Raw genomic sequence first — 22,731 nt, 5'->3', positions numbered from 1 at the left:
GATGAAACGTTTAAAAAGCGCTGCTGTGCTGTCGGCACTAGCAGCAACATCGATTTTTGCTTCTGCTTGTTCAGGGGGGAACAGCGATGCGATGAAAGAAGAGAAGGCAACAGTAAAGGTTCTTTATTGGGATGAACAGGTCTTCATGATGGAATATGGGAATTTATTCAATGCCAGATATCCCAATATTGAGGTGGAGGTCATCGGCCAGCACGTGCTGGAAGAATATAAGCAGCGCCTCGGTCCTGAGGAAGCATGGAACAGCTTTTTGCAAAACGAAGCACCGGATGTGGTGGCGCTCGACCATACGCAATATAAGCAATTGGCAGCTAACAATCAGTTGATGGATTTGGAGCCGATGCTGCAGGAAAAGGATTTTAAAGGCGAGGATATTTTCCCCGGATTTATCGATAAATTGAAAGAACAGGGCGGGGGCAAGCTTTACGGCCTGACGCCGACCTTTATTAGCCAAGCGATATTTTATAACGCCGATTTGTTTAGTAAATATGGCATTGAAATCCCCGCGAAAGGGATGAGCTGGAAGGAGATTTTGGAGCTGGCCAAGCGTTTTCCCAATAAGGAAAATGAGGCGTATGGCTTAAACTATATGGACTTTTACCATATGGGGCTGACAATCGGGTGGAGCGAAGGGCTGACGGCCAACGATGCGGACGTTACGAAAATCACCCTGCAATCGGAGGGATGGAAAAAGGCGTTTGAAACTGCGATTGCGGCCAAGGATGTGATTGCTCCTTCCGAGGAGCAGGGCAACAACGGCTATTTGAGCAATGACCCGTTTATAAACGGCAAGGCGGCGATGACAGTCAACAGCCCGTACTATATGGACCAAATTGAACAAAATGCGGAACAATTAAATAAAGACATAAACTGGGGACTCGTTCCGGGGCCGGCTGACCCCAATGACGCGAGCTCGGGAGGAGTGTTCATAGCATCCGACGTTTTCGCCATTCGGGCAAATTCTCCTAATGCCAAAGCGGCCTGGGAGTTGGTTAAATATATTAATAGCGATGAAGCGGCAAAATTTCTATCCCGTACATTCCATGCGAATTTGCTGGCAAGGACGAAGCATATTAAGGAACGCCCCGGAAAAAATATTGAAGCTTTTTATGCCTTAAACCCGATTCAGGATGTGAAAGGCCGGTTTTTTTCTGCAGTTCCTTATGAATTTATAATGGCCTTCAACAAATTGGTAGACGAAGAAATTCAAGCGACCGAGGAAGGCAAAAAATCGCTGGATGATGCGCTGCAAACGATAGAGACCAAGGCTTCTCAGGAGCTGGTAAAGGCGAGAGAGCAAAAAGAGACAAACTAGCATATCGATTCAAAAATTTTCATACGTATAACCGTCAAATGCTGGCGGTTTTTCTTATTTCCATTGAAAGAATGTTCCATTGAAAGAATGTTCCATTGAAAGAATGCAACTTGCGCAGTACAATACGCAGAAGGAGAGTGAGCAAGCTTGACGCTTATAATGAACAGTTACCGCAAATCACCGATGGCAGTTACCTTTATCTTGATAATGCTAAAAATACTGCTTTTTCGTCAATTTGTATTTCAAGGCATACAATATGATAGGCTGCCTGCTGATGCCGTCTCTGTACTAGTCTTTCTATGTTTACTAGAGTTAATCACTACAGCAAGATGGAAGCCGCTGGTATTCGGCGTTCTGAATGTGGTGATGTCGTTCATTTTGTTCGCATCAACGGTGTATTTCAATTATTTTGGCAGCGTGCCCACATATGCCGCACTTCATAGCATTAATCAGGTAGGTCAGGTTCGCGACAGCGTGGAATCATCGATTCAACTGACAAATTTCTTGTTTTTCATAGATGTTGTTTTATTGAGCATACTATGGCTTGTTACTTTGAGAAGAAGATCCCAGCTTGCACAAAGTAAATCGATTGCAAAACCGCTTTACGTACTGATCATTGGAGTCGTTTGCATTGCTGTGTCGTTTGTTTACATTCGCGTGGATAGAGATATTTCCAATGAGCTGGTGCAGGCGGAACGGTTGGGTGTGCTCAATTATCAGGTGGCGACGGCAATGAAGGAAAGCAAATCAGGCGGTAAGCAGACGGATGTTGCCAAAGCTCTGGCAGCACTGCAGTCCTCTTATCAGATGGAAGGCAATGAAGCGGTCAAAGCGGGTTCCCCTAATTATTTCGGCGCAGCGAAGGGGATGAATGTCATTGTTATTCAGATGGAGGCGTTCCAGAACCTGGCGATCAATCTGAAGGTTGACGGCCAAGAAGTTACGCCCGTGCTGAATCGATTGATCGAGGACAGCTTATATTTTCCGCATTTCTTTCAACAAGTAGGACCAGGCAATACGTCGGACGCCGAATTTTTGTCGAATACAGGCATCTATCCGAATGGCAAGCTTGCGATGTCCAAAGGCTATGGAGACCGCGATTTTCCGAGCTTGCCGAAACTGCTGGCGAAGCAAAACTATGAATCGAATACATTCCATCCGAACGATGTAACGTTCTGGAATCGCGACAAGCTATATCCGGCGCTTGGCTTTACGAAATATTATGATAAGCCTTTTTTCAACAATGACCAATTTAGTGTGCTTGGCTCGTCCGATAAGGAAATCTACCGGGTCGCATTGGAGAAGCTAGAAGAGCTGCATAAGCAAGAAATCCCCTTCTATGCCCAAATCGTAACCTTATCCAGCCATCATCCGTTCAAAGTGCCGGTTGAGCTGCGCGGCATGACGCTGCCGGACTCGCTCGAAGGCAAACAGCTTGGCAATTACATTCACGCGCTTCATTATACGGACGAAGCGATCGGCCAATTCATAGACGGATTAAAAGAAGCGGGCATATGGAATAATACCGTACTGGTGCTGTATGGCGATCACTTCGGTATGCAAACGAAGGACAATGATCCGGAGTGGGTAAAGGAGCAACTGGGTATTTCATATGAGGAAAGAATCAGCCGTTTTAATATCCCGTTCATCGTTCATGTGCCCGGAATCGAAGGGAAGACATTGACGAATGTGGGCGGACAGGTTGACATTATGCCGACAATCGCCAATTTGATGGGTATTTCCCTTAAGCGAGAGGGTTATACTGTGTTCGGCCAAGATTTGCTCAATGCTGCGAATAATGTCTTTGGGATGCGATACTATATGCCAACAGGCTCGTTCTTCAACAATGAAATTATGTTCGTGCCGGGCAAAGGATTCGAGGATGGCGAAGCTTTTGATCTGAATACGCTGGAGCCGGTTGAAGATTTCAGCCAATATCGCGATCATTATGATTATATAATGGAATTGATGAAGCTTTCGGATGAGTATGTGAGGGGCTTGCCGGAGCGTTAATGAGTCGATATACTAGAGGCCGCGCAGCCTCATGGATAGTGGTACTAAAAGGCTATTCTTGCAGAGAAATTTGCTCTGACAGAATAGCTTTTTAGTGCTCTGCATCGCTAATCTGCAAAATCTTATGTTTTTTTTAAGGATTTTACTGGTAGATAGTATGCTAAAATAGAAAGGAATAAAGTTAGGAGGGCACTAATGGTTATGGTTAAAAAGGGGACCGTGCTTGCGGCGCTGCTCGGCGTATCCGTCTTGACTGCAGCATGCTCAGGCAATTCCGACTCCCTAAAAACAGAAGAAACAGCTGTCGTTAAGGTTATGTACTGGGATGAACAAAACTTTTTCCAGCAATATGGAAATTTGTTCAATACGAAATTTCCCAATGTAGAAATTCAAGTTGTCAGTCAGCGCAGCATGTATGCGAATATGGAAAATGAAAGTATGGATCCCGACGAGGCGTTCAACAAATTTTTGGAGGAAGAAAAGCCGGACGTCCTTATGTTGAACACGGATCAATATAAAAAGCTGGCTGAAAAGGACGCCTTGGTAGATTTAAGCCCAATGCTTGCGGAAAAGGATTTTCTCGGCAATGAAATTTTGCCCGGCATTATCGATTTTCTGAAGGAGCAGGCTAATGGCCAGCTGTACGGCTTGTCGCCATCCTTTTACAGCCAGGGCCTGTACTACAATGCTGATCTGTTCGCCAAGCACGGCATTGAGCCGCCAAAAAACAAAATGAGCTGGAAAGAAATTGTCGATCTAGCGAAACGCTTCCCGTCTACGGGCTCGGCGGAAAACCGCGAATATGGACTATACATGGGGTATCAGGGCTCGCCATTCGATATGGGGATGACGATCGGCTTCAGTCAAGGGCTCGTCATGTCCGATCCCGAAATGACCAAGCTGTCGATCAATACCGATGCCTGGAAGGCAGCCTTCCAATTGGGAATCGATGCGTTGAAGACAGCGGCTCCGCAAAACGATTTCAACGGCGGCAGCTATGAGGATTACTTGGGGCAAAATTCTTTTATTGCCGGAAAAGCGGCAATGACGGTCAACAGCACTTATTTCATGGATGAGCTAAAGGAAGCGACCGAGCGTTCCAAAAAAATTAAACCATTCAATTGGGAAATCGTGTCCGAGCCGGTAGATCCGAACAATCCGGACTATGGCTCCTCGATGAGCACGTCGGAAATTTTTGCCATCAGCGCAAGTTCGCCAAACCAGAAGGCAGCATGGGAACTCGTAAAGTACATAAACGGCGACGATGCGGCCAAGCTGCTGTCAAGAACGAGCCGCGGCAGCATGATGGCGCGGACCAAATATATTAAAGATAAAGACGGTAAAAATATGGAAGCCTTCTATGCCTTGAAGCCGCGGGTTAACCCGTCGGAGCGCTTCTACGGCAAGATGCCGCAGGATTTCTATCAGCCGTTCTATACGGTCGCACAAGAGCAACTGCAGCAGGCTGCAGACGGAAAAATTTCGCTTGATGAAGCGCTCAAGACGATCGAAACAAAAGGCCAGCAGGAGCTGACTAATGCAAGAAAGAAGGAAGAGGCGAAAAAAGCTAACGGTGGCGCCGAAAGCAAGGGCGAGGAAGCAAGCTCAGGCACCTCTGAACAAGTTAAAGTAAGCAAGTAATAATGATGGAAAAGACTATTTTCATTCAGTTGGCATGTGCCGCTGGAAGGGAATAGTCTTTTTTGATTTTATAGAATTTATATGTTTTACCTGCTAAATTCTATAAAATTTCAGGGGAAGAAACTTGCCTCGCGCCAAGGATGGCGTCAGCCGTTTCTTCTCATACACAAAACAGTTTATTTATTTCAAGAAGTACAGTAAGATATACATTAGAAACAAGAGGTGAGGTGAAGAGGATGGCAAGGGTGGCAGATTCAGCTATGGCGATCATTAAGGAGCCGTTAATATCGCCGTTTGGTTTTAAAGGCGCTTATTTGTCAGAGCTCTGGCAGGCTGTAGTCGGCTTATATGATGAGGAAGGCAGGGCAGGGATAGGTGTTGGTGTACAAAGCGTATTGTGGTCTGATCCCGACGTCTTCGTTCATTGCGGGGAAAAGACCGGCAATGAGAAGATGGCTGAGCTTACGCAATATGCGCTGCGGCTTGCGGCCGGGACGGAGTTTGCATCGCCGGTTGAGCTGATTGACCGCCTGTTTCCGCAAGTGCTTGCTTACGGCAGAGAACACATAGCCGGCTCCGGGCTGCGCAGCACGTTTGCGCTAAATGCGCTTGTTGCTGTCGATCAGGCGGCATGGGGGTTGTATAGCAGAGGGAAGCAATGTTCCTTTAAGGAACTGATCCCTGCTGCCTATCGTGATGTATTAAAGGAGAAACAGCATGCGCTGGCCAGCATTCCGCTTGTTCCTTACGGGATGGATGAGAAAGGACTGGTGCAGTTGCTTACGGAGGGCTGCTGTTTACTAAAAATTAAAGTAGGCGCTGATCCGGACGGTGACGGGGATCGGGCCAAAATGGTTGCATGGGACAAGGAGCGGCTAGCCCAGGTGCATCGCATTGCCTCACGATATACAACACCATATACAGCAGATGGGAAAATTGCTTACTATTTGGATGCCAATGGCCGTTATGATACTAAGGACAGATTGCTGCAATTGCTCGATTATGCAGATAAAATCGGAGCCTTGGCGCATATTGTGCTGTTTGAGGAGCCTTTTGCAGAAGAGGACCGGAGCGACGTCTCTGATTTGCCGGTGCGGCTTGCTGCGGATGAGAGCGTCCATGATGAATGCGATGCACGGGCAAGAATGGAATTGGGTTATGGCGCGTTTGCGCTGAAGCCGGTTGCCAAGACGATGAGTATGAGCCTGAAAATTGCCAAATTGGCGCAGGATAGCCATATTCCATGCTTTTGTGCCGATCTGACGGCCAATCCCTTCCTGGCTGATTGGAACAAAGCTTTAGCTGCGCACCTGCCTTTGCTCCCGGGGATGAAAATTGGCGTAATCGAAACGAACGGCCATCAAAATTATCGTGACTGGGACAAAATGAAGCATATGCACCCGCTTGCCGGCGCTGCTTGGATCGATGCGGACAGCGGCGTCTACCGGCTGGATGATCGCTTTTATGCGACGACAGGCGGGGCGCTCCATATCGGGACAGAATATGAACAGCATTTGAAAAAGGGGAACGAGCAATCATGACGGCGATAAAAATTGGTCTTGTTGATCTTGATACTTCTCATCCGGAAAATTTTGTTCCGATCATTCGCAGCATGGGGCACGAGGTTGCAGCGGTATTTGACAGCGGCGCCATTCATCCGGCAGGCTACGCGAAGGCGTTCGTAGACAAATTCGGAATTGCAGCTGTATGCGGAACGTTGGAGGAAATGGTGCCGCTGGTCGATGCCGTGCTGATCCACAGCTGCAATTGGGATGTACATATAGAACGGGCGCAGCCTTTTATAGACGCAGGCAAAGCGGTCTTTATTGATAAGCCGCTTGCCGGCCGAGTCCGCCATTTGCGGCAAATGGCGGATTGGGTCGCGAATGGCGCTTTATTAACAGGCGGTTCGGCGCTGCGCTACTGCCGGGAAGTTGCAGCATGGAGCGGCGGGAGGAATGAGGAGGATAAATGGGTGTACGGCCTTGCCGGCTGCTCTGTAGACGAGTTCAACTACGGCATCCATGCCTACAGCCTGCTGCACGGCCTGCTTGGTTCCGGTATTGCATCCGTTCGCCATCTTGGACGCTCAGGAAGTCAGCGGCAGGTCGAACTAACCTGGTCCGATGGCCGTCAAGGTGTTGTCAGCATCGGTGAGACAGCCGGCTACTTGCCATTTTATGCGACCGTTATCACGGAACGGCAGGCAGAGCATATAGTGGTAGATAATGCCGGACTTTATAAGGGGCTGCTGGAAGCGGTGCTGCCCTACTTGGCAGGCGATGCCCCGGCCCCTGTCCCTTTTGCGGCGCTGCTGGAAGCGGAAATGGCGGCGATTGCCGCTCAGCGGTCTGCTGAGCTGGGGGGAGCCAGCGTGAGGCTTGACGAGCTGCCGGAGGACTACGCGGCCTATGATGGCGGTGTATTTGAGAAGTGCTACAAAAGGCTGAAGTACCCGGCAGAAACTGAATGAACAAAAACCTTTCCTTATTCAATTGAGGCAGCGACTTTTTGAATAAAGGAAAGGTTCTTTTCTATTATTATTGGTTCACCGCTGCTGCAACATCAACAACAGCTCTGTGAATTGTGTCGAACAGTTCTTCTAGATGCTCTTCTTCGATACAAGAGAAGGCAACGCGCAGATCGGTCTCGCCCAGCGCAATCGTACCGACGCCGTATTCGTCCAGCAGACGGGTACGCACTGCTTCTGCATTGCCGCCGCCGAGCTTCAGGCACATAAAATAGCCGGAGTTGAACGGGTAATAGGTCCAGGCATCGTCGTAGCGCCCGCTATCGAGCAAAGCTTTAACGCGGTTGGCGCGGCCTTTCATAATGGCAAATTTCTCGGCCTTCTGAGCTTCAAACTCAGGCGATTGCAGCGCATGCAGGACAAATGTTTGCGACGGGTGCGGGCCGCTGGAAATCGTAGCACGAATAATGCCTAATGTTTTTTGCTCCAATGCGCTGAGCAGTCCGCCGGATTGGGCAGCATACGTAATGAAGCCGACGCGGAAGCCCCACACATATTCTTCTTTGGTTGCGCCATCGACTTTAATGGCAAGTACGCGCGGATGTACATTCGCCAGTTTGCCGAATAGCGATTCATGCAAGGAATCCTCGAAGAACAGACCGAAATAAGCATCGTCTGTAACAGCGACGACATTGATGCCGGCTTCGGCCGCATCGCGGATCGCCGCGACGATTTCATCGCCTTCCTGCGGGCCGGGCGTATAGCCGGTCGGATTGTTCGGGAAGTTGAGCAATACGATTGCTTTGCCTTGATCCTTTTGCGCAAGCAGGGCTTGCCGCAGACCTTCGCTATTGAAACGCATATCATCATTGTAGAGCGGGTATTCGACGATTGTGGCGCCTCTGCGAACGCCGAAAGTCAACTCATAGTTTTCCCAATTTTTGCTTGGGTAAATAACGGCATCACCGGCATCGGCAAACAGATCCGCTACTATGCTCAGACCGTGCGTCAAAGCGTTGGTAACGACCGGATTGCCAAAAGTTTGCCCCTCAAGTGTCGGATTTTCCTTCAGCATCTTTGCTCGCCATGCGGAACGGAGCTCCGGCTTGCCTGCAGGGGGCGCATATTCATAAATGTCCTTCGGATTGTATGCGGACAATGTGTCTTGGATAACCTTCAAATGCATCGGCTGGCCGTCTTCGATTGCTATGCCGATTGTAGCATTGAACTTCTTCGCCTTTGCTTTCGCTTCGGCGGATTGGCTCAGGATGCCTTCCTTTGGAAAATAGATCGCTTTGCCGAGCGAGGACAGCATATCAAAAACATGATTGTTCTCGCGTTCGATTGTGGCATTCAATTGCTGGACAAGTGGGTTCATAGACCTCATTCCATCCTTCCAAAAAATCGTTCTAATATATCCGGGTTTCAAATCCGAAACCGATTAGCTGTTATTATATCATTTTTTCATTAACGAAGGCCACGCAGATTCATGAAAAGGCAACAAAATGTTTTTATCGACCTTATAGCCTTGAAAGGTGTATAATTGCTCCTGGCAATCTGTCTGAATTTGGCTGTTCCAGATAGCCTAATGCCCCTTGCACCCTGTATAATGGGCATTGTATGATGGCAACGGATACCTTTATAACGATATGTATTGAATATAGCTAGTTTGTTTGGAGGAATTGTCTCGCATGCTTCACATTGAACCATCGTCTTTTGTGCTGCTTCCATACTTTGCAAAAATCGTATGTGAACCAGGATGGAAATGGCAAAAACGCGAAAAGCCAATGGCAAATTATGATCTTTTTTATGTATGGAGCGGAAGTGGAGAATTGGAGCTGAATGGAGAGCTTTTCCTAATCGAGAAGGGCAGCTGCTTCTTATTTCGCCCAGGCGACCATACGAGCGCCACTCATCATCCACAGCATCCGCTTGTTTTAACTTATATTCATTTTGATGTTAAGGAGTCTGTTAAGGCAGTCCCCCGCCCTTACCGCTTGTTAAACGAAACAGTAGACTTTGAGCATCTGCTGTCGCGTTATGTGCGGTTGTTTCTCGTCAAAACGTACGCTGCCGAAATTGAAGCGCAATTAATATTAAAGCAGCTGATGCTTCATTTGCTGCGGGAGGATCATGCGAGCCCCATTGAGCGCAAAGGAAGCAATCAGCTGCTGGAAGCGATCCAGGAAAGCGCGAATTATATCCGGCAGCATCCCGGCATTCCGCATCGCGTGGAAGATTTGGCGCAACGGGCTCAGCTTTCTCCCCGTTATTTTTCCATCAAGTTTCGCGAAATTATCGGCTTGTCGGTACAATCCTTCATGATCCGCACCCGCATAGAAAGGGCCCAGCATTTGCTTATGCATGCCGGAATGAACGTGACGGAAGTAGCCGACGCGCTCGGCTACCGGGATATTTTCTTCTTCAGCCGCCAGTTCAAGCAGTATACAGGCAAGAGTCCTTCGGAAATCCGCTAGCTCTCACGATGAGCGGGGCAAAACTTGCGCATCAACTCCATAGTGTCCAGATCGAGCGGACGCCCCCGGTCAGCCAGTCCATTTTCGACGGCTTGCCGGCGGGCGTTGTTCAGGTTTTGCCCGAACTTGAATTTGCCGCTCATTCGCTCTGCTTCAATGCGGACCACTGCGACGCCCTTCAGGCGAGGAATATAGGCTTGATCCTTGGCGTCAATTGTCCGATAGCCGCCCTCGGGCTGCAGCTTCTTCATGAGCGCCTCCAGGACGGCAGCCTTCTCTTCCAGGTTATCGACGACTACAGCACGGCCGTCTATTCGTACCGATTTGAAATAGCTTGTCGCCGGACAGGCCATTTCCGGATCGGAAAAATAAGAAGGTATGATGGCATATTCCTTGGCTACCGAAAAAGATACGCGCGGATTATGCCTCAGCCGTTTCATTTTTTCACCGATATGACTGCCATGGAAATAGATTGTCCCATTGTTGAATACATAATTAAGAGGGGTAACGCCCGGTTGTCCCTCTTCGTCAACGGTGCCGAGAAATCCAAAGTTCATTTCCTGTAAAAAAGCGGCCATTTGCTCCTCATCCTGCTTAGTGACAGCAAATTCTTTTCTGCGCATTTTGCGGCTCCCCCTTATTGCCGCTTTGGGGCGGCGTTCCTTTTTCTCATTATTGTGATTGTAGCTTGCGGTTTGACAATACAGAAGGGCCGATTTAAAGTGTTTTTATTAGACCAATTGGCTGGGAGGGGGTGGGTGCATGGACTTCAATCCGGCATATGAGCGTTACTATAAAGAATATGGCAAAAAAGCAGAATCGCTCTATCTGGCTATCAAGGACCAAATTGAAGGCGGCAATCTTATTGCAGGAATGCGCCTGCCGCCGACACGGAAGCTGGCAGAGATGTACGATCTGTCACGCGGTGTCGCCACCGAGGTCTACGAGAAGTTAAGCGCGGAAGGATTTGTGAAAACGGAGGCGGGCAACGGGACCTTCGTAGCGGGTAGACAGGAAGAAGCGGGTAATAGCAAGATGGCCGCGGCCCCGGCCGGCGAACGGGCACAGATCCCGTTATCCAATTGGGCGAAGCGGCTGCAGTATATCGAACGCTTGACGGCTCCCGCATTGACAAGAAAGCGCGATTTGCCGCTCGATACAAGAAGTGATCAGCCGGCAGCGGCAGAACAGATCGATTTCGGCTTCGCGGCCGCAGATGCTGAGCTGTTTCCGGCGGAGGAATGGAAAAAAGCGATGTATGCGGAAATTCGCGACTCGCTGCAGGACTATCCCCGCACCTCCCACTGTGAGGGCTATCTGCCGCTGCGGGAGGCGATCGCACTTGGATTGCGGCAGGAGCGGGGGATCGGCGCCGACGCCTCGCAGATCGTATTGACCAACGGATCCATGCAAGCCATTACGCTGCTGGCCATGCTGCTGCTGTCGCCAGGAGATGATGTTGTGTTGGAAAATCCCACTTATCTGGGCATTCAGCGGGCGATCTTTACTGCCGGCGGGAGAATTGCCGGCGCCCCGGTCGATGATGAGGGAATTATTCCGCAGGACTGGGATGCGAAGCTGCTGTTAGTCACGCCGGCCAGGCAGTTTCCGACGGGTGCACAATTGAGCGCAGAGCGGCGTGAGCAGCTGCTGGAATGGGCGAACCGCAAAGGTGCGGTCATTATCGAGGACGACTATGACAGCACTTTCTATTGGAACAGCCGCCGGACAAGCGCGCTTAAAGCGATGGATTGCGAGGATCGCGTCATCTATGTCGGCACCTTCTCCAAAGCGATGCTCGGCGAGCAGCGGATTGGCTATGTTTTGCTGCCGCAGTCGCTTGTAGAGCCCTTCCGGCTTGCGAAGCAGGTGTTTGAGCCCGTCGCCTCCGGCTTGATCGAGCAGCGGGCATTAGCGGCTTTTATAGCCAGCGGCAGCTATGAGCGCCACAGAAGGCGAATCCAGCGCATCTGCGGGCAGCGGCTGGAAAGTCTTCAACAAACGCTTTCCGGGCGGCTCAACCGCTGGTTTCGGTTTATCCCGGCACATGCCGGGCTGCATGTGTATGCTGAGTGGCGCGGCAATTCGCACGATTATGAGCGTTTGAAGACTGCATGCCAAGCTTACGGGATCAGGTGGTTGGATAGCCGGCGCTACTGGCTGGCCGGTATTGAGGGCGGCAGAAAAGAGGGAGCGCTATTCAGCTTTGCCCATCTGACGGAGGAGCAAATTGAGCGGGGAGCTGCGCAGATCGAAAGATTGGCCAGCCATTTGCAGTTGTAGCATTAAAGAAGCGACCATCGGCAGGGCTGCTATGTGAGCCCGCTTGATGGTCGCTTTTGTTGTTGCTGGTCTGGTGCCCGAGAGGCCGATAAGGAGTAAAGCGGCTGTCCGCTGAACGCTTGTTGATTAATTTTTCAACACGCCAAGCGGTTCTCCCATCCGCACCTTGAGACCCGGCTTCAAATCGTCACGCGGGTCAAAGGTGTCATCCTCCATAAGCAGCACAACTGTTGAGCCGAATTCGAAGTAGGCCAGTTCCTCGCCCTTTTCTACCTGGTTTTGACGTTCGTTCACATATTTTATGCTGCTGACATTCATCGCTCCGACCTTGACGACGGCAGTTTCACCGGCCTGATGACGGATATATGTGATGAGGCGCTCATTGCGGCTCAATACCCGCTTCATCTGCCGCAATCCAAAATCATTGACCGGATATACTTTCCCAAGCACATGCTCCCGTTCGACGATCGTGCCATTGATTGGTGTATGGATGCGATGATAGTCAGTCGGGCTTAAATATAAAACAATATAGTAGCCGTATTTATAATTTTGAGTACGCGGCGAGCAATTAAGCAGCTCTTCGACCGTGTAGTCTTGTCCTTTAACATTTAAAATTGTACCGGATTCAATGATGCCCGCTCCCGTAACAAGCGCATCGACCGGACTGACCAGCGATGACGAAGCAGGGTCAATCGTACGTGTCCCCGGTTTTAATCGTCTTGTAAAAAATTCATTCAACGTGCTGTATTCTTCTAGCCGCTTCTCAGCTTCCTCTACGCGAATCCCGTAGATGCTTGCGAATTTCGGTATGAAGCGCCGGCTCGCAGAGGATTGGGCGAAGCGGCCAGTCAGCTTTGAAATCCATTTTCGCGAGCTTAACTCGGTCATTGAACGAAGCAGCCATTTGGTCATGCCCGTAATTCACGTCCTTTCCACAATTGAAGACCTTTTCTCAGGTCCCCGGATAAGTTTGCCACAACATGGTCCTATAATCAATATGTTAGTTTTCCAGCTACAGTATGTATCGTAAGCAGGGATAAGAACTGAACTTACCGTACTGTCGTTAGCTGCTGTAATGAAAAGCATACTTATTATTACGTTTTTAACTCATAATTTGTTTCATATACGCAACAATTATGCCTCGTACACTGGCCGTTTGATCCGATCTGTGCAGCAATAGGGATATGCCGTGTCCTAAGCAGCAGGACAATCGTATATTGGAGGAGTACAGCTATGGCTGCGAGAAAGGAGGGTGTCATCCTTGCAACCACGTCCTAAAATCGCCTTTGTTACGCCGGGTGCCTTCCCGCTCCCTTCTCCCAACAGCGGCTCGGTAGAGCGTGTAGTCGAAAAGCTTGCTCCATTGCTTACACCTGCGGTACAAGTTAGTATCTACGGGCGAACAAGCCGCTCGCTCCCCCGGCGCAGTATGCTGAATGGAGTGAGCTGTTTGCGCTTCCCAGCAGCGAGCAAGCAGAAATACATCACATCTGTCGGACGCTCGCTGCGTCAGCTGGCACCGGATATTACCAGTGTCGAAAATCGTCCGCGTACCGTGCTGCGCTTGACGCGGTTCCGGCCGCACAGCCGAATCTGGCTGCAGCTCCATTCCAATACTTTTATCAGCCAAAAATCAATCCCATCCTTCATCTTGTCCCGATGCCTCCATCAAGCAGAAAAAATTATCGTAAATAGCGAGTTTCTTCGTGAGGATGTCGCGCGGCGCGTGCCGGAGTGCGCCCATAAAATCAATGTCATCTACCCGGGCGTTGAGACCGAGCGCTTTATTTCCCAATACTCGCCAGAAGGGATGCGCAAGCGTGAACAGCTGCGGCAGACAAGAGGCTGGCAAGGGAGAAGCGTGGTCCTCTTTATGGGACGCCTTATTCCAATAAAGGGAGTTCACCATCTGCTGCGGATGATGCCGGCGTTAATCAAAGAGCATCCATCCGTACTGCTGGTCATTGTCGGCGGGGCTTTCTATGGCTCCAAACGAACCACACCTTACGTCCGCGGGCTGCACAGGTCAGGGAAAAAGCTGCGCCAGCATGTGAAATTCATCCCTTATGCCCCTTATACTGACGTTCCGGACTGGTTTCTGGGGGCAGATGTAGCAGTAGTGCCCTCGGGGGCAAGAGAAGCCTTTGGTCTAGTTAATGTTGAAGCGATGTCTGCCGGTCTGCCAGTCGTCGCTGCACGTTCCGGGGGAATGCAGGAAATCATTCAGCACGGCCACACTGGATTTCTTGTTGATCCGCTGCGGATAGAAGAAGAGATGCGGCATTACGTGTTGACTTTGCTGCGTGACGATAAATTGCGGCAGAGGATGGGCAAACATGGCCGCGAACGGGTAGAAAATTGCTTTACATGGCAGCACTCTGCCGAGCGCTGGCTGGAGCTGCTGCGGGAAAGCGGCGTACTGTGACTGGCTGGCAGTAAGGAAGTGCAGGAAAACACCGTTGAGATTAGAAATAAAAAAGTATTGATTTTAGATGAGGATGCGGTTATGATAGAACAAGTGAATATAGGTATATGGTCATAGGTTTTTGGGACTGGAATAATAGATTGACTAACAGGAGGCACCTGTTTGCAAGCTTATTTGGCTTGTGAGCAGGTGCTGTTTTTGTTGACTGCTGATGCGAAAGGGAGATGAGTGGTGGGGGGGAGCGCGTGGGTTGAGGTTTGTTGGGGAAAGGTGTGGTTAGGCGGGTGAAAGGTAAGTTAGGAGCTGGAATGCTGCAAAATGTTGTACGTTGCACAACAAAAAGTGAGTAGTAGTGTGGCTTATAAGGGGAATTGTGTACGAAATGCAACAATTTGCTGTTTACAGAGACTGATAGGGGCGAGAATATTGCAAAACGTACATCATTTCAGCAAAAAACGGCTATTGTCTGGGGAAATATTGCAGAAAGTGCATCAATTTGATCGCATTTCCGAAATTATTGCTCAGAAACGATTGTGAAAGGTGGTAAATTGTGCTAAAAGTAATGGAGAGTGATGCTTTTGAACTAGTTAATAATAATAGGGAAGGGGGGGCTGCGAGTTTGTGAAAAAGTGGAAGACAGTAGTTTACTAGGCAAGGAGAGAATCTAATATTCAAGGTTAGGTTATAAAACATTAAAAGGAATGGTGAATGATATGAACAAGAAGATGATTGGCAAAGTAATGGCGGCAGGTTTGTTGACATTGCTGGTGGCCGCAACTCAGCTTGGAGCAATGTCCGAAGTATCCGTGGCTGCAGCGAATTCAATTGAAATCATGGTGAATGGCAAAAAAGCGACTCCTGATGCACCTCCATACTCCAATGCCGGCCGTGTGATGGTGCCGCTGCGTTTTATCAGCGATCATTTCCAAGGCAAGCTGAAGCTGAGCGGAAAAGATATAACGATAACGCGCGGCGACAGGACGATTAAATTGAAGATCGGTTCGAAAACGGCTGAGATTAATGGAAAATCTTTTGATCTCGGCGCGCCTTCCGAGGTGAAGTACAATCGGACAATGGTGCCGCTGCGGCTGATTAATGCCGGCTTTGGGATACCGGTACGCTGGGATGCGGTTGGGCAGCGAGTATGGGTTGGGGAGGAGAAGGTTCTGAGTTTGGAAGAAAAGGGTGTAAAGGTGGGTACTTACGATGAGTATAAGCGTTACTTTGGGGATTATGAGGACATTTCAAAAACGAAAAAGGTTTCAGTTTTTACAGGTAGCGACTTTCCAGTCAGATTTGAAGCTGTTGATGACAAGGTTACATTTTATAAAATTTGGACTGAACAAGTAAATGGACTCGATGTCATAAAAATACACCATTCAGGTAAGAGATTTGGAATTTACTTTTTAACAGGCGATGGCAAACCGAGATTTAGGATGCCGGCTGAATTGATATCGCTTAAAAATGCTGATGGATCTTACGTAGATGTATATTATGTTGCAAGCAGTGGAGATTTTTTCGTTGGAGATATTAAGGATAAAAACTGGGAAAATTTCAAAATAAGCAGTGTGAAGTATATTGGGTTTAAAGTGAACCTTGAAACTACACCTCTATTGTTAAATCCCTTTACGAAGTAAGAAAGGGGTATGAAGAATGACTAACTATAAATTTAAAACAAAAAAGAAAATTTCAATTTTACTGCTTTTTATGTATTTGTTTGGTCTGTGGCCAACAACCTTTTACCACAATGCCTCTGCTGGAACGCTTCCTACTATTGATGATGCAACCGTCCCGGGCGGTAGTGACCCAAATAAATTTTATTTTGTAGCAGTGTTCGATTTGAATACGCAATATAATACGAAAACCGGTACTTGGATACCAGCGGAACATGGAAAAGCTATTCCCAATGATGTTCCATACCCTTATGAGTTCGATCTCCCTAACAGAAAAATAACAAATATTACGGTAGAGCCATTTACAGACACTATTGTAAGAACAATGCCAGGGAACAGTTCAACTGATAATAAATGGCTTAACATTTTTGAAAGATCCAGATATGCGAGTTATTCGTGGGGATCTGTTAAGGATCGAACCATAAGGACATACTCGATACATAAAAGCAATCAAGTTGGTATAGGAACCTCAAATATTTCCTTTACCCTGACAGTGAAAAATGCCAAGTTTGATGCAGCAGATCCTAAGATTGAACCGAATGGAAACATTGTAACATATAGTTATTACGTTCCAATGCTCATCACCATCGACTGCGAACCACAACTAATCACCAAGCACTTCGACACAAGGGGCAAAAGCTTAGCAGCTATTTTTCCGGAAACAACAGAAGTGATGCAGAAGGGGAAATCCTATCCCCTTACGCCGCCGACTCATCCCGAATATGAATATGTCGGCTACAAAAAAACAACAACTGGCGAGGTGCCGTCTGGAGAAATCATTTCAGGCGCACCGCCTGGCTTCACCTATAATGGCAATTTCAATACATTTTTTCTTATCCACTACTACAAGAAAAAGGACGTTGGCGCTGGTGACGAAGGTCTGATTAAAATCAGGCACATGGTACGCGAAGGCAGCAGCGGCACGTTCAAGCTAAAAGAGGAAAAATCGACGGTTGTTACAGCATTGCCTGTTACGAGATATGTAGAAGCCGACAGCAGCTATGGCACACCACTTGGCGGAAGCGTCAGTTACACCGGTTACACCGATAACCGGGCCAGTACGACACGCATCGCGGTAACGCTGGATAAGAATCAAAAAACCGGCTATGTATCGTTTTTCTATGAATCGTCAGCTGCGAACTCATTTACAGGTAACTTTGACATCATTCCTGACACGATCGACTACGGCGACCCGTTCACCCTGCATCCGAAAGATTATGAGCTAAAGGGCTGTACATATATATCTCATTCATACAAAATTACCAAGCAAGGAAGCACGTTCGGTTGGACAGGAGCGGACATTTTTGGGCAGCATACAGATTCGAATTTTACACGAGTAAATTATCCATCTGTCATAAGTGTAGGTACTTTCGTCGTATCAATGAAAATCAAAACAAGCTGCGGTGAAAAATGGGTAGCCGAAAAACCGCTCGTCGTAAAAGATCCGAAGAACAACCAGCCGCCGCAGTTCCAAATTGGTTTTGTTAATCCGAATGTGCCAACAAAAGTACTAAATGAAGCGATTGAGGATTCTATACTCGATCTTACTGTCATCTTTGATCCGACAGTTCCAACACCGTATGATCCGGACGGCGACACGATTCATTTCGATCAATTTTTCTTTGCCGAAAGCGGATCAGCATTCATTCGATCTTTACCGAGTAAGTATCCGGTACATGAATGGGCAATGAACAACATCAAAATGGACACCCGCGGCTTCCATCAAGTGTGCGCGCAAGTCCGCGACGATTGGGGAGCGACAGCTACAGCCTGTACGTATATCAACATCGTGCCCAAGAACCCTGTCCCGATCATTGACTGTCCGAAAGAAGTAATTGAAAATCATCCGGTTCCGGACAATCTGTTCAAATCAAACCGGAGCTATAGTCCACTTCAAGGCCGTACGATCGATCATAGCCGCGATGAATGGACAAACAAGAAATCATTTTACAAGAATGGCACAGATAAGAATATCGTCGAAATTGTATCGCTTCACGTTTATGACAATACCGGTTTGAAATCGCTTGAGCCGGCCACCTGTCAAATCGTGGTGAAACCGGACTTGCCGCCGATCGCCAAGCTGGACGTGCCCAAGCTGGCCATACGTAATGAGCCAACCGTTATTTTGAACAAATCGTACAGTCCGGACGGCGATGAAATCGTTAAGGCTGAATACAAGTATAAGTACGATGCGAAAAACAACGGCTTTGCCGATGACAACTGGAAAACGATTGACGGCACGCTGGAAAGCCTCACTATCAATCCGGATAAGGTCGGGAAGTATTTATTCTATGTGAAGGTAACGGAAGCGTATGGACAAAGCGGCGATACCGCCAAAACGTCGGAAGCGATATTGACGATGGATGTGGTCAATAATGCGCCGGAGGTGTCCTTTGAGGTAGAAGGGAAAAATCTGCAGCCGGATTTGAATGCATCGACAACGATCCGGACAGATACGATGATGGGCTGGCCAGTCTACGTACCGAATACCACGGAACAAGTATTTCGCAAAAATGACCTTTGGACAACGAACGGCGGAGGCAGCTTGGCAGCTGGCAGTGGACAAAATTTTGGTGATAACCGATTCCGAACCGCCTCCTCGCTCATCTTTGGAGGAAATGGAAGTTATGCGTGGTATATGCCACCACAGCAGGATTTAGGTTTTGGCGCAAATAATCTTTCACCATGGCGGTCAATGACGACATTGGATGAGAATCAGCTTTTGCTCGATGTGAACAACCGTCCTTTCTATGTGTCCACATATTCGGATTATAAAGTACGGTCGAACAAAAAGTTGGTCTACTTTCACCAAAGGGATACATCCGGCAGCTTCCCTAACGTTAAGCGTAATATACGCATCTATGCGCTTGATCCAACCAAGCTTTCACCAGTAGAAATGTATTCTGAAGGTTGGGGGCTATTATACCGATATAAAAATGGCAGTCCATATGCTTTCACCATTGCCGATTGGTATAGTGCAACCGATCAACAATGGGAAGTGGCAGGCAGATATATTTATGTAGGATCTCGACCTGAATCCGGTGATACTACCAAATCGACGATTACTGTCTATGATGCATTTACAGGTAAAAAAATTAAAGAAGCCGAAATGCCTTTCTGGACTTTTATCGGTGCACGAGGCGATAAACTCCTTATGGGCATATCTAGTTGGGGGAGCAAGGTTGGCGAAGAGTTTGGAACGTACTATGAAGTGTCCCCTGACCTAAGTGTGAAGAAGCTAACGGGCTGGACGGTTCCGGCGCCGCGAGCAAGTTTCGTCAGTCCAAGTAACAGCCCATACATGATTCTTGAACCTATGTATTTTGATCCGCAAGGGAATTCTTATGTATATGGTGGATTCAGGACGGGGAATAACCATTCCTATTACGATCTTAATGTGACTAAATATGACGTAAACATGAATATGGTCTGGCGGCGTTATTTGACCGATCCACAAGTGTGGACAGCGCCTTTCTCTGGCGGTGCGCCTGGACTCGTCGGTCAGTACAGTACCTTGTACTACCCGAAAATGGAGATCAATACTTTTGCCGGGGAGCTAACTGTTCCTGTTTATGAAGGCCATCCGAACGACCCATATATGTCGTCGGAGAGCTTATATGCGCTTGATATGAAGACGGGAGCAATTAAACGCTATTATGATGGCCGTGGATCTTCAGGGACAGGCATGAATAAACTGGAAGAGCATCGGATTTCATGGGATGGCTCGATGAAGCGCCCGCTGCGCCAGACGACTGCCGAAGGCTATTCGCTGGAAACGAAAGACTGGATAGGTGCATCGGGTTGTACATGGGTTGTTCGAGACAGCCAGGATCAGGAGATCATGCAAAAATCGGGCTGTTTTCCGTACACAACCTATTACCAAGATGGATTTATGATTTCGTTACAAGAGTATTTTCAGGATTCAAGCAATTTATATATGTTCACTGTCCGCGGGAAACCATCAACTGCGCCGCTTGTCAGGCAGATGCACACCAACGGCCAGTTCATGTCGAATATCACGTTATCTGATGCGGAAATGAAATATAGCTTCCGGATGGAGAATATTGATTTCGACAATGAAGTGACGGGGCTTTCCTTCCGGATGAAGGATACAAAAAATCGTTATGCAGTCGAATCGGACGGCCACTCCTTTGAGCTAGTGAAGTATGTGGGTGGTGTACGTACTGTGCTGAAAGCAAGCAACTATCCCTTCCAATCGGACAAAAGCTATGCGGTGCGGATCAAGACGGTCGGCAAGCAGATCGATGTCATTTTGAATAACATTCCGGTGATAAGTGTGACGGACGGCAGCTTTAAAGAAGGCAAATTCGGTTATTTTTCTAACAAAGCCTATGTTTACTTTAGCGCCTTTACGTACAAGCCGGTTAAAGAAATCATCGAATGGTCGGACAGCTTCGCCATTTGGGATGAAGGGACGGCCACAGCAGAGGTTGCCTATAAGAACATTGAGTTTCTTGATCCGGAGAACGATCCGAAGGCTGGCTCTTACAACTGGACAATTGAGCATACGCCGCGCTTTATTAACAATCAGGGAGTATCGGCCAAACACAGCAAAACATTCAGCTCGGAGCAGCTCACCTTCGATAAAGTCGGGGACTACATCGTGACGCTGCAGGCGAAGGATGATCCGCATCCGAATTATCGTTATCCGGATATGACTTTTGATGAATACCGCAAGCTGTCGAATGCCTTTAAGAAAAAGGTGACGGTTCACCGCAGGCCGGTTTCGCAGTTTACTGTGAAGCAGGCGGCGGATGGGAAAGTCATTTGGACGGATACAAGCTATGATCCGGATCGCTATGAAAGTATCTACAAATATTCGGCCGAGAACACGGGCATTGATTACAAAGCAACGCGCGGCATTTTGGAGCGAAAATATTACTATATGAGCCCATCGGGAACGATTGTAGAAGAAAAGCTGGTTGCGCCACAAGAAAAAGGTCTGTATGAAATCGGCATGGCTGTCAAAGACGAATATAACGCTTGGTCAGATTATACGGTCGTCTCGCTGGATGTCGCTAAAACAGCGACACCGAATACACCGCCAGTTCCAGGCTTCACGACAAGCTATATCAATACGTACCGCAATGTACCAATCACAATCAATTCAACCGCCTACGATAAAGAGGACGGTGGACGTGAGAACTTGCCGCATGAATACTACATCCGCAATGTAACGACGGGCGGCGGCGAAACGCTGCAGAGCACATCGCGGACGAGTTGGACGAAGACGTTCAATACGCTGGGAACGTTCAATATTCGGCAAAGGGTACAGGATTCTGCCGGCGCTGAGGCACAGTTCAGCCGCCAAGTGAATATTGTAAACCGCTTGCCGGTCGCACAGATTCTTGTTCCGGACAGCAACGATCAGAACAAGCCAACCAAGCTGAAGGAGCTGCGGCCGGAATTTAAATGGAGCTATTACGATACCGATGGCGATCCGCAAACACGCTTCCAGCTCAGAATTTACAAATATGGCGGCGTGCAGCTGCTGGACACTGATGTTCGGCCGGGCAGCGGCAGAGCTTGGCGACCGGCGGTTGATCTGCCGGAAAAAGTTAATCTGTATGTAATGGTGCGCGTTTTTGATGGCTATGATTGGGGCGTGTGGAGCGATCCGAAATTCTTTTATATTGAAACGAATCAGCCGCCAACTGCTGATTTTGATTGGCAGCCGAAGCCGGTTTATGAAGGGGATACAATTACACTGCGCGCAAATGCCGATGATGCCGACCGCGACCGGTTGACAATGCGTTACCGGATCGTCGATCCATCCGGAAAATCAAGCGATTTTAATTATGAGGCGGATCATCCATATAGTATTAATGAACCGGAAATAAACGCTGCTAAGCCGGGTCAATACAGTGTTGAGCTGATAGTGTCGGATGGAAAGGCTGATCCGGTCATTGTGCAGAAGACGATTCAGGTGCTTCCGTTAACAGTTAGCGGTGAAGTAAAGCATACGGAATTATGGGATGAGCGGCGCAAGGCAAGCAATAAGAAAATTAGCGGCAATGAGGAACAACCGCGAAGCTATGATATGTTTTGGGCAGGAGAAAAGTTTGTTTTGTATGCAGGAACGACAAAGACAGCTGGAGCTACTAAAGCCACTCGTGTCGAAGTGAAGATGGGGGAATATTCGACCCGCCTGATCGCTGCAGATACGTCTGCTTCCCAATGGAAAGGGGAGCTGTGGGATAAGCAATTCGAGCAGCTTAGCGATGGTCCGCTGACGTTTACATTTATTGCGTACTACAGCAACGGTATAGTCAAACAGACAACAGCAACGATTCAAATTGCCGGCAATGTAAATGCAATTGCAGGCGTCCATCGCAGGCAATAGCGGGATTTGCCAGAAGAGAGTTGACAAAACGGAAGGAGGAGGGGTATAGTCT

General features: G+C 48.3%; 13 protein-coding genes. 10 read left to right on the top strand and 3 right to left on the bottom strand.

The window, feature by feature from the left end; genetic code table 11:
* Window position 1: 1 nt before the first annotated feature.
* The 5 genes from ACFQ0N_RS11005 (at window position 2) to ACFQ0N_RS10985 (ending at window position 7,460) form a co-directional block, all read left to right on the top strand.
* Window positions 2-1,333: an ABC transporter substrate-binding protein gene (locus tag ACFQ0N_RS11005; RefSeq protein WP_379325819.1), complete on the top strand. Its 1,332-nt coding sequence runs from the start codon at window positions 2-4 to the stop codon at window positions 1,331-1,333.
* Between the two features lie 147 nt (window positions 1,334-1,480).
* Window positions 1,481-3,346, top strand: coding sequence for an LTA synthase family protein (locus ACFQ0N_RS11000; protein WP_379325817.1), 1,866 nt, complete (start codon window positions 1,481-1,483; stop codon window positions 3,344-3,346).
* Window positions 3,347-3,541: 195 nt separating this feature from the next.
* Window positions 3,542-4,987: an ABC transporter substrate-binding protein gene (locus ACFQ0N_RS10995; RefSeq protein ID WP_379325815.1), complete on the top strand. Its 1,446-nt coding sequence runs from the start codon at window positions 3,542-3,544 to the stop codon at window positions 4,985-4,987.
* Window positions 4,988-5,232: 245 nt separating this feature from the next.
* On the top strand, window positions 5,233-6,528 hold the full coding sequence (locus ACFQ0N_RS10990) for an enolase C-terminal domain-like protein (protein WP_379325813.1): 1,296 nt from the start codon (window positions 5,233-5,235) through the stop codon (window positions 6,526-6,528).
* Window positions 6,525-7,460: a Gfo/Idh/MocA family oxidoreductase gene (locus tag ACFQ0N_RS10985; RefSeq protein ID WP_379325811.1), complete on the top strand. Its 936-nt coding sequence runs from the start codon at window positions 6,525-6,527 to the stop codon at window positions 7,458-7,460. Before ACFQ0N_RS10990 ends, ACFQ0N_RS10985 begins: the two co-directional genes overlap by 4 nt.
* Window positions 7,461-7,527: 67 nt before the next feature.
* On the opposite strand, the gene ACFQ0N_RS10980 is transcribed toward ACFQ0N_RS10985, so the two are convergent.
* On the bottom strand, window positions 7,528-8,835 hold the full coding sequence (locus ACFQ0N_RS10980) for an aminotransferase class I/II-fold pyridoxal phosphate-dependent enzyme (RefSeq protein ID WP_379325809.1): 1,308 nt from the start codon (window positions 8,833-8,835) through the stop codon (window positions 7,528-7,530).
* A gap of 313 nt (window positions 8,836-9,148) precedes the next feature.
* On the opposite strand from ACFQ0N_RS10980, the gene ACFQ0N_RS10975 reads away from it, so the two are divergent.
* Complete coding sequence (locus tag ACFQ0N_RS10975; RefSeq protein WP_379325807.1) at window positions 9,149-9,934, top strand: helix-turn-helix domain-containing protein; 786 nt, start codon at window positions 9,149-9,151, stop codon at window positions 9,932-9,934.
* On the opposite strand, the gene ACFQ0N_RS10970 is transcribed toward ACFQ0N_RS10975, so the two are convergent.
* Entirely contained in the window at window positions 9,931-10,557 is a 627-nt protein-coding gene (locus ACFQ0N_RS10970; RefSeq protein ID WP_379325805.1) for a pyridoxamine 5'-phosphate oxidase family protein, read from the bottom strand. The genes ACFQ0N_RS10975 and ACFQ0N_RS10970 overlap by 4 nt on opposite strands.
* 139 nt (window positions 10,558-10,696) lie before the next feature.
* On the opposite strand from ACFQ0N_RS10970, the gene pdxR reads away from it, so the two are divergent.
* Window positions 10,697-12,217 carry a MocR-like pyridoxine biosynthesis transcription factor PdxR gene (pdxR, locus tag ACFQ0N_RS10965; protein WP_379325803.1) on the top strand — a complete coding sequence of 507 codons (1,521 nt, stop codon included), beginning with the start codon at window positions 10,697-10,699 and terminating at the stop codon, window positions 12,215-12,217.
* A 126-nt stretch (window positions 12,218-12,343) separates the two neighbouring features.
* Here pdxR and asd read toward each other — a convergent pair whose 3' ends face one another.
* On the bottom strand, window positions 12,344-13,129 hold the full coding sequence (asd, locus tag ACFQ0N_RS10960; RefSeq protein WP_379325801.1) for an archaetidylserine decarboxylase: 786 nt from the start codon (window positions 13,127-13,129) through the stop codon (window positions 12,344-12,346).
* Window positions 13,130-13,478: 349 nt separating this feature from the next.
* On the opposite strand from asd, the gene ACFQ0N_RS10955 reads away from it, so the two are divergent.
* The 3 genes from ACFQ0N_RS10955 to ACFQ0N_RS10945 all read left to right on the top strand — a co-directional run bounded on the left by ACFQ0N_RS10955 (window position 13,479) and on the right by ACFQ0N_RS10945 (window position 22,679).
* Window positions 13,479-14,642, top strand: a complete 1,164-nt coding sequence (locus tag ACFQ0N_RS10955) for a glycosyltransferase family 4 protein (protein ID WP_379325799.1) — start codon at window positions 13,479-13,481, stop codon at window positions 14,640-14,642.
* A gap of 713 nt (window positions 14,643-15,355) precedes the next feature.
* Window positions 15,356-16,279, top strand: coding sequence for a copper amine oxidase N-terminal domain-containing protein (locus ACFQ0N_RS10950; RefSeq protein ID WP_379325797.1), 924 nt, complete (start codon window positions 15,356-15,358; stop codon window positions 16,277-16,279).
* Between the two features lie 706 nt (window positions 16,280-16,985).
* Window positions 16,986-22,679 (top strand): hypothetical protein, encoded by a 5,694-nt coding sequence (locus ACFQ0N_RS10945; RefSeq protein WP_379325795.1) that lies wholly within the window; start codon window positions 16,986-16,988, stop codon window positions 22,677-22,679.
* Window positions 22,680-22,731: the final 52 nt, after the last annotated feature.

It is taken from the genome of Paenibacillus sp. GCM10027626 (assembly GCF_042676285.1).
Classification (GTDB): Bacteria; Bacillota; Bacilli; order Paenibacillales; family Paenibacillaceae; genus Paenibacillus_Z.
This window is presented reverse-complemented; position numbering and strand designations above follow the sequence as displayed.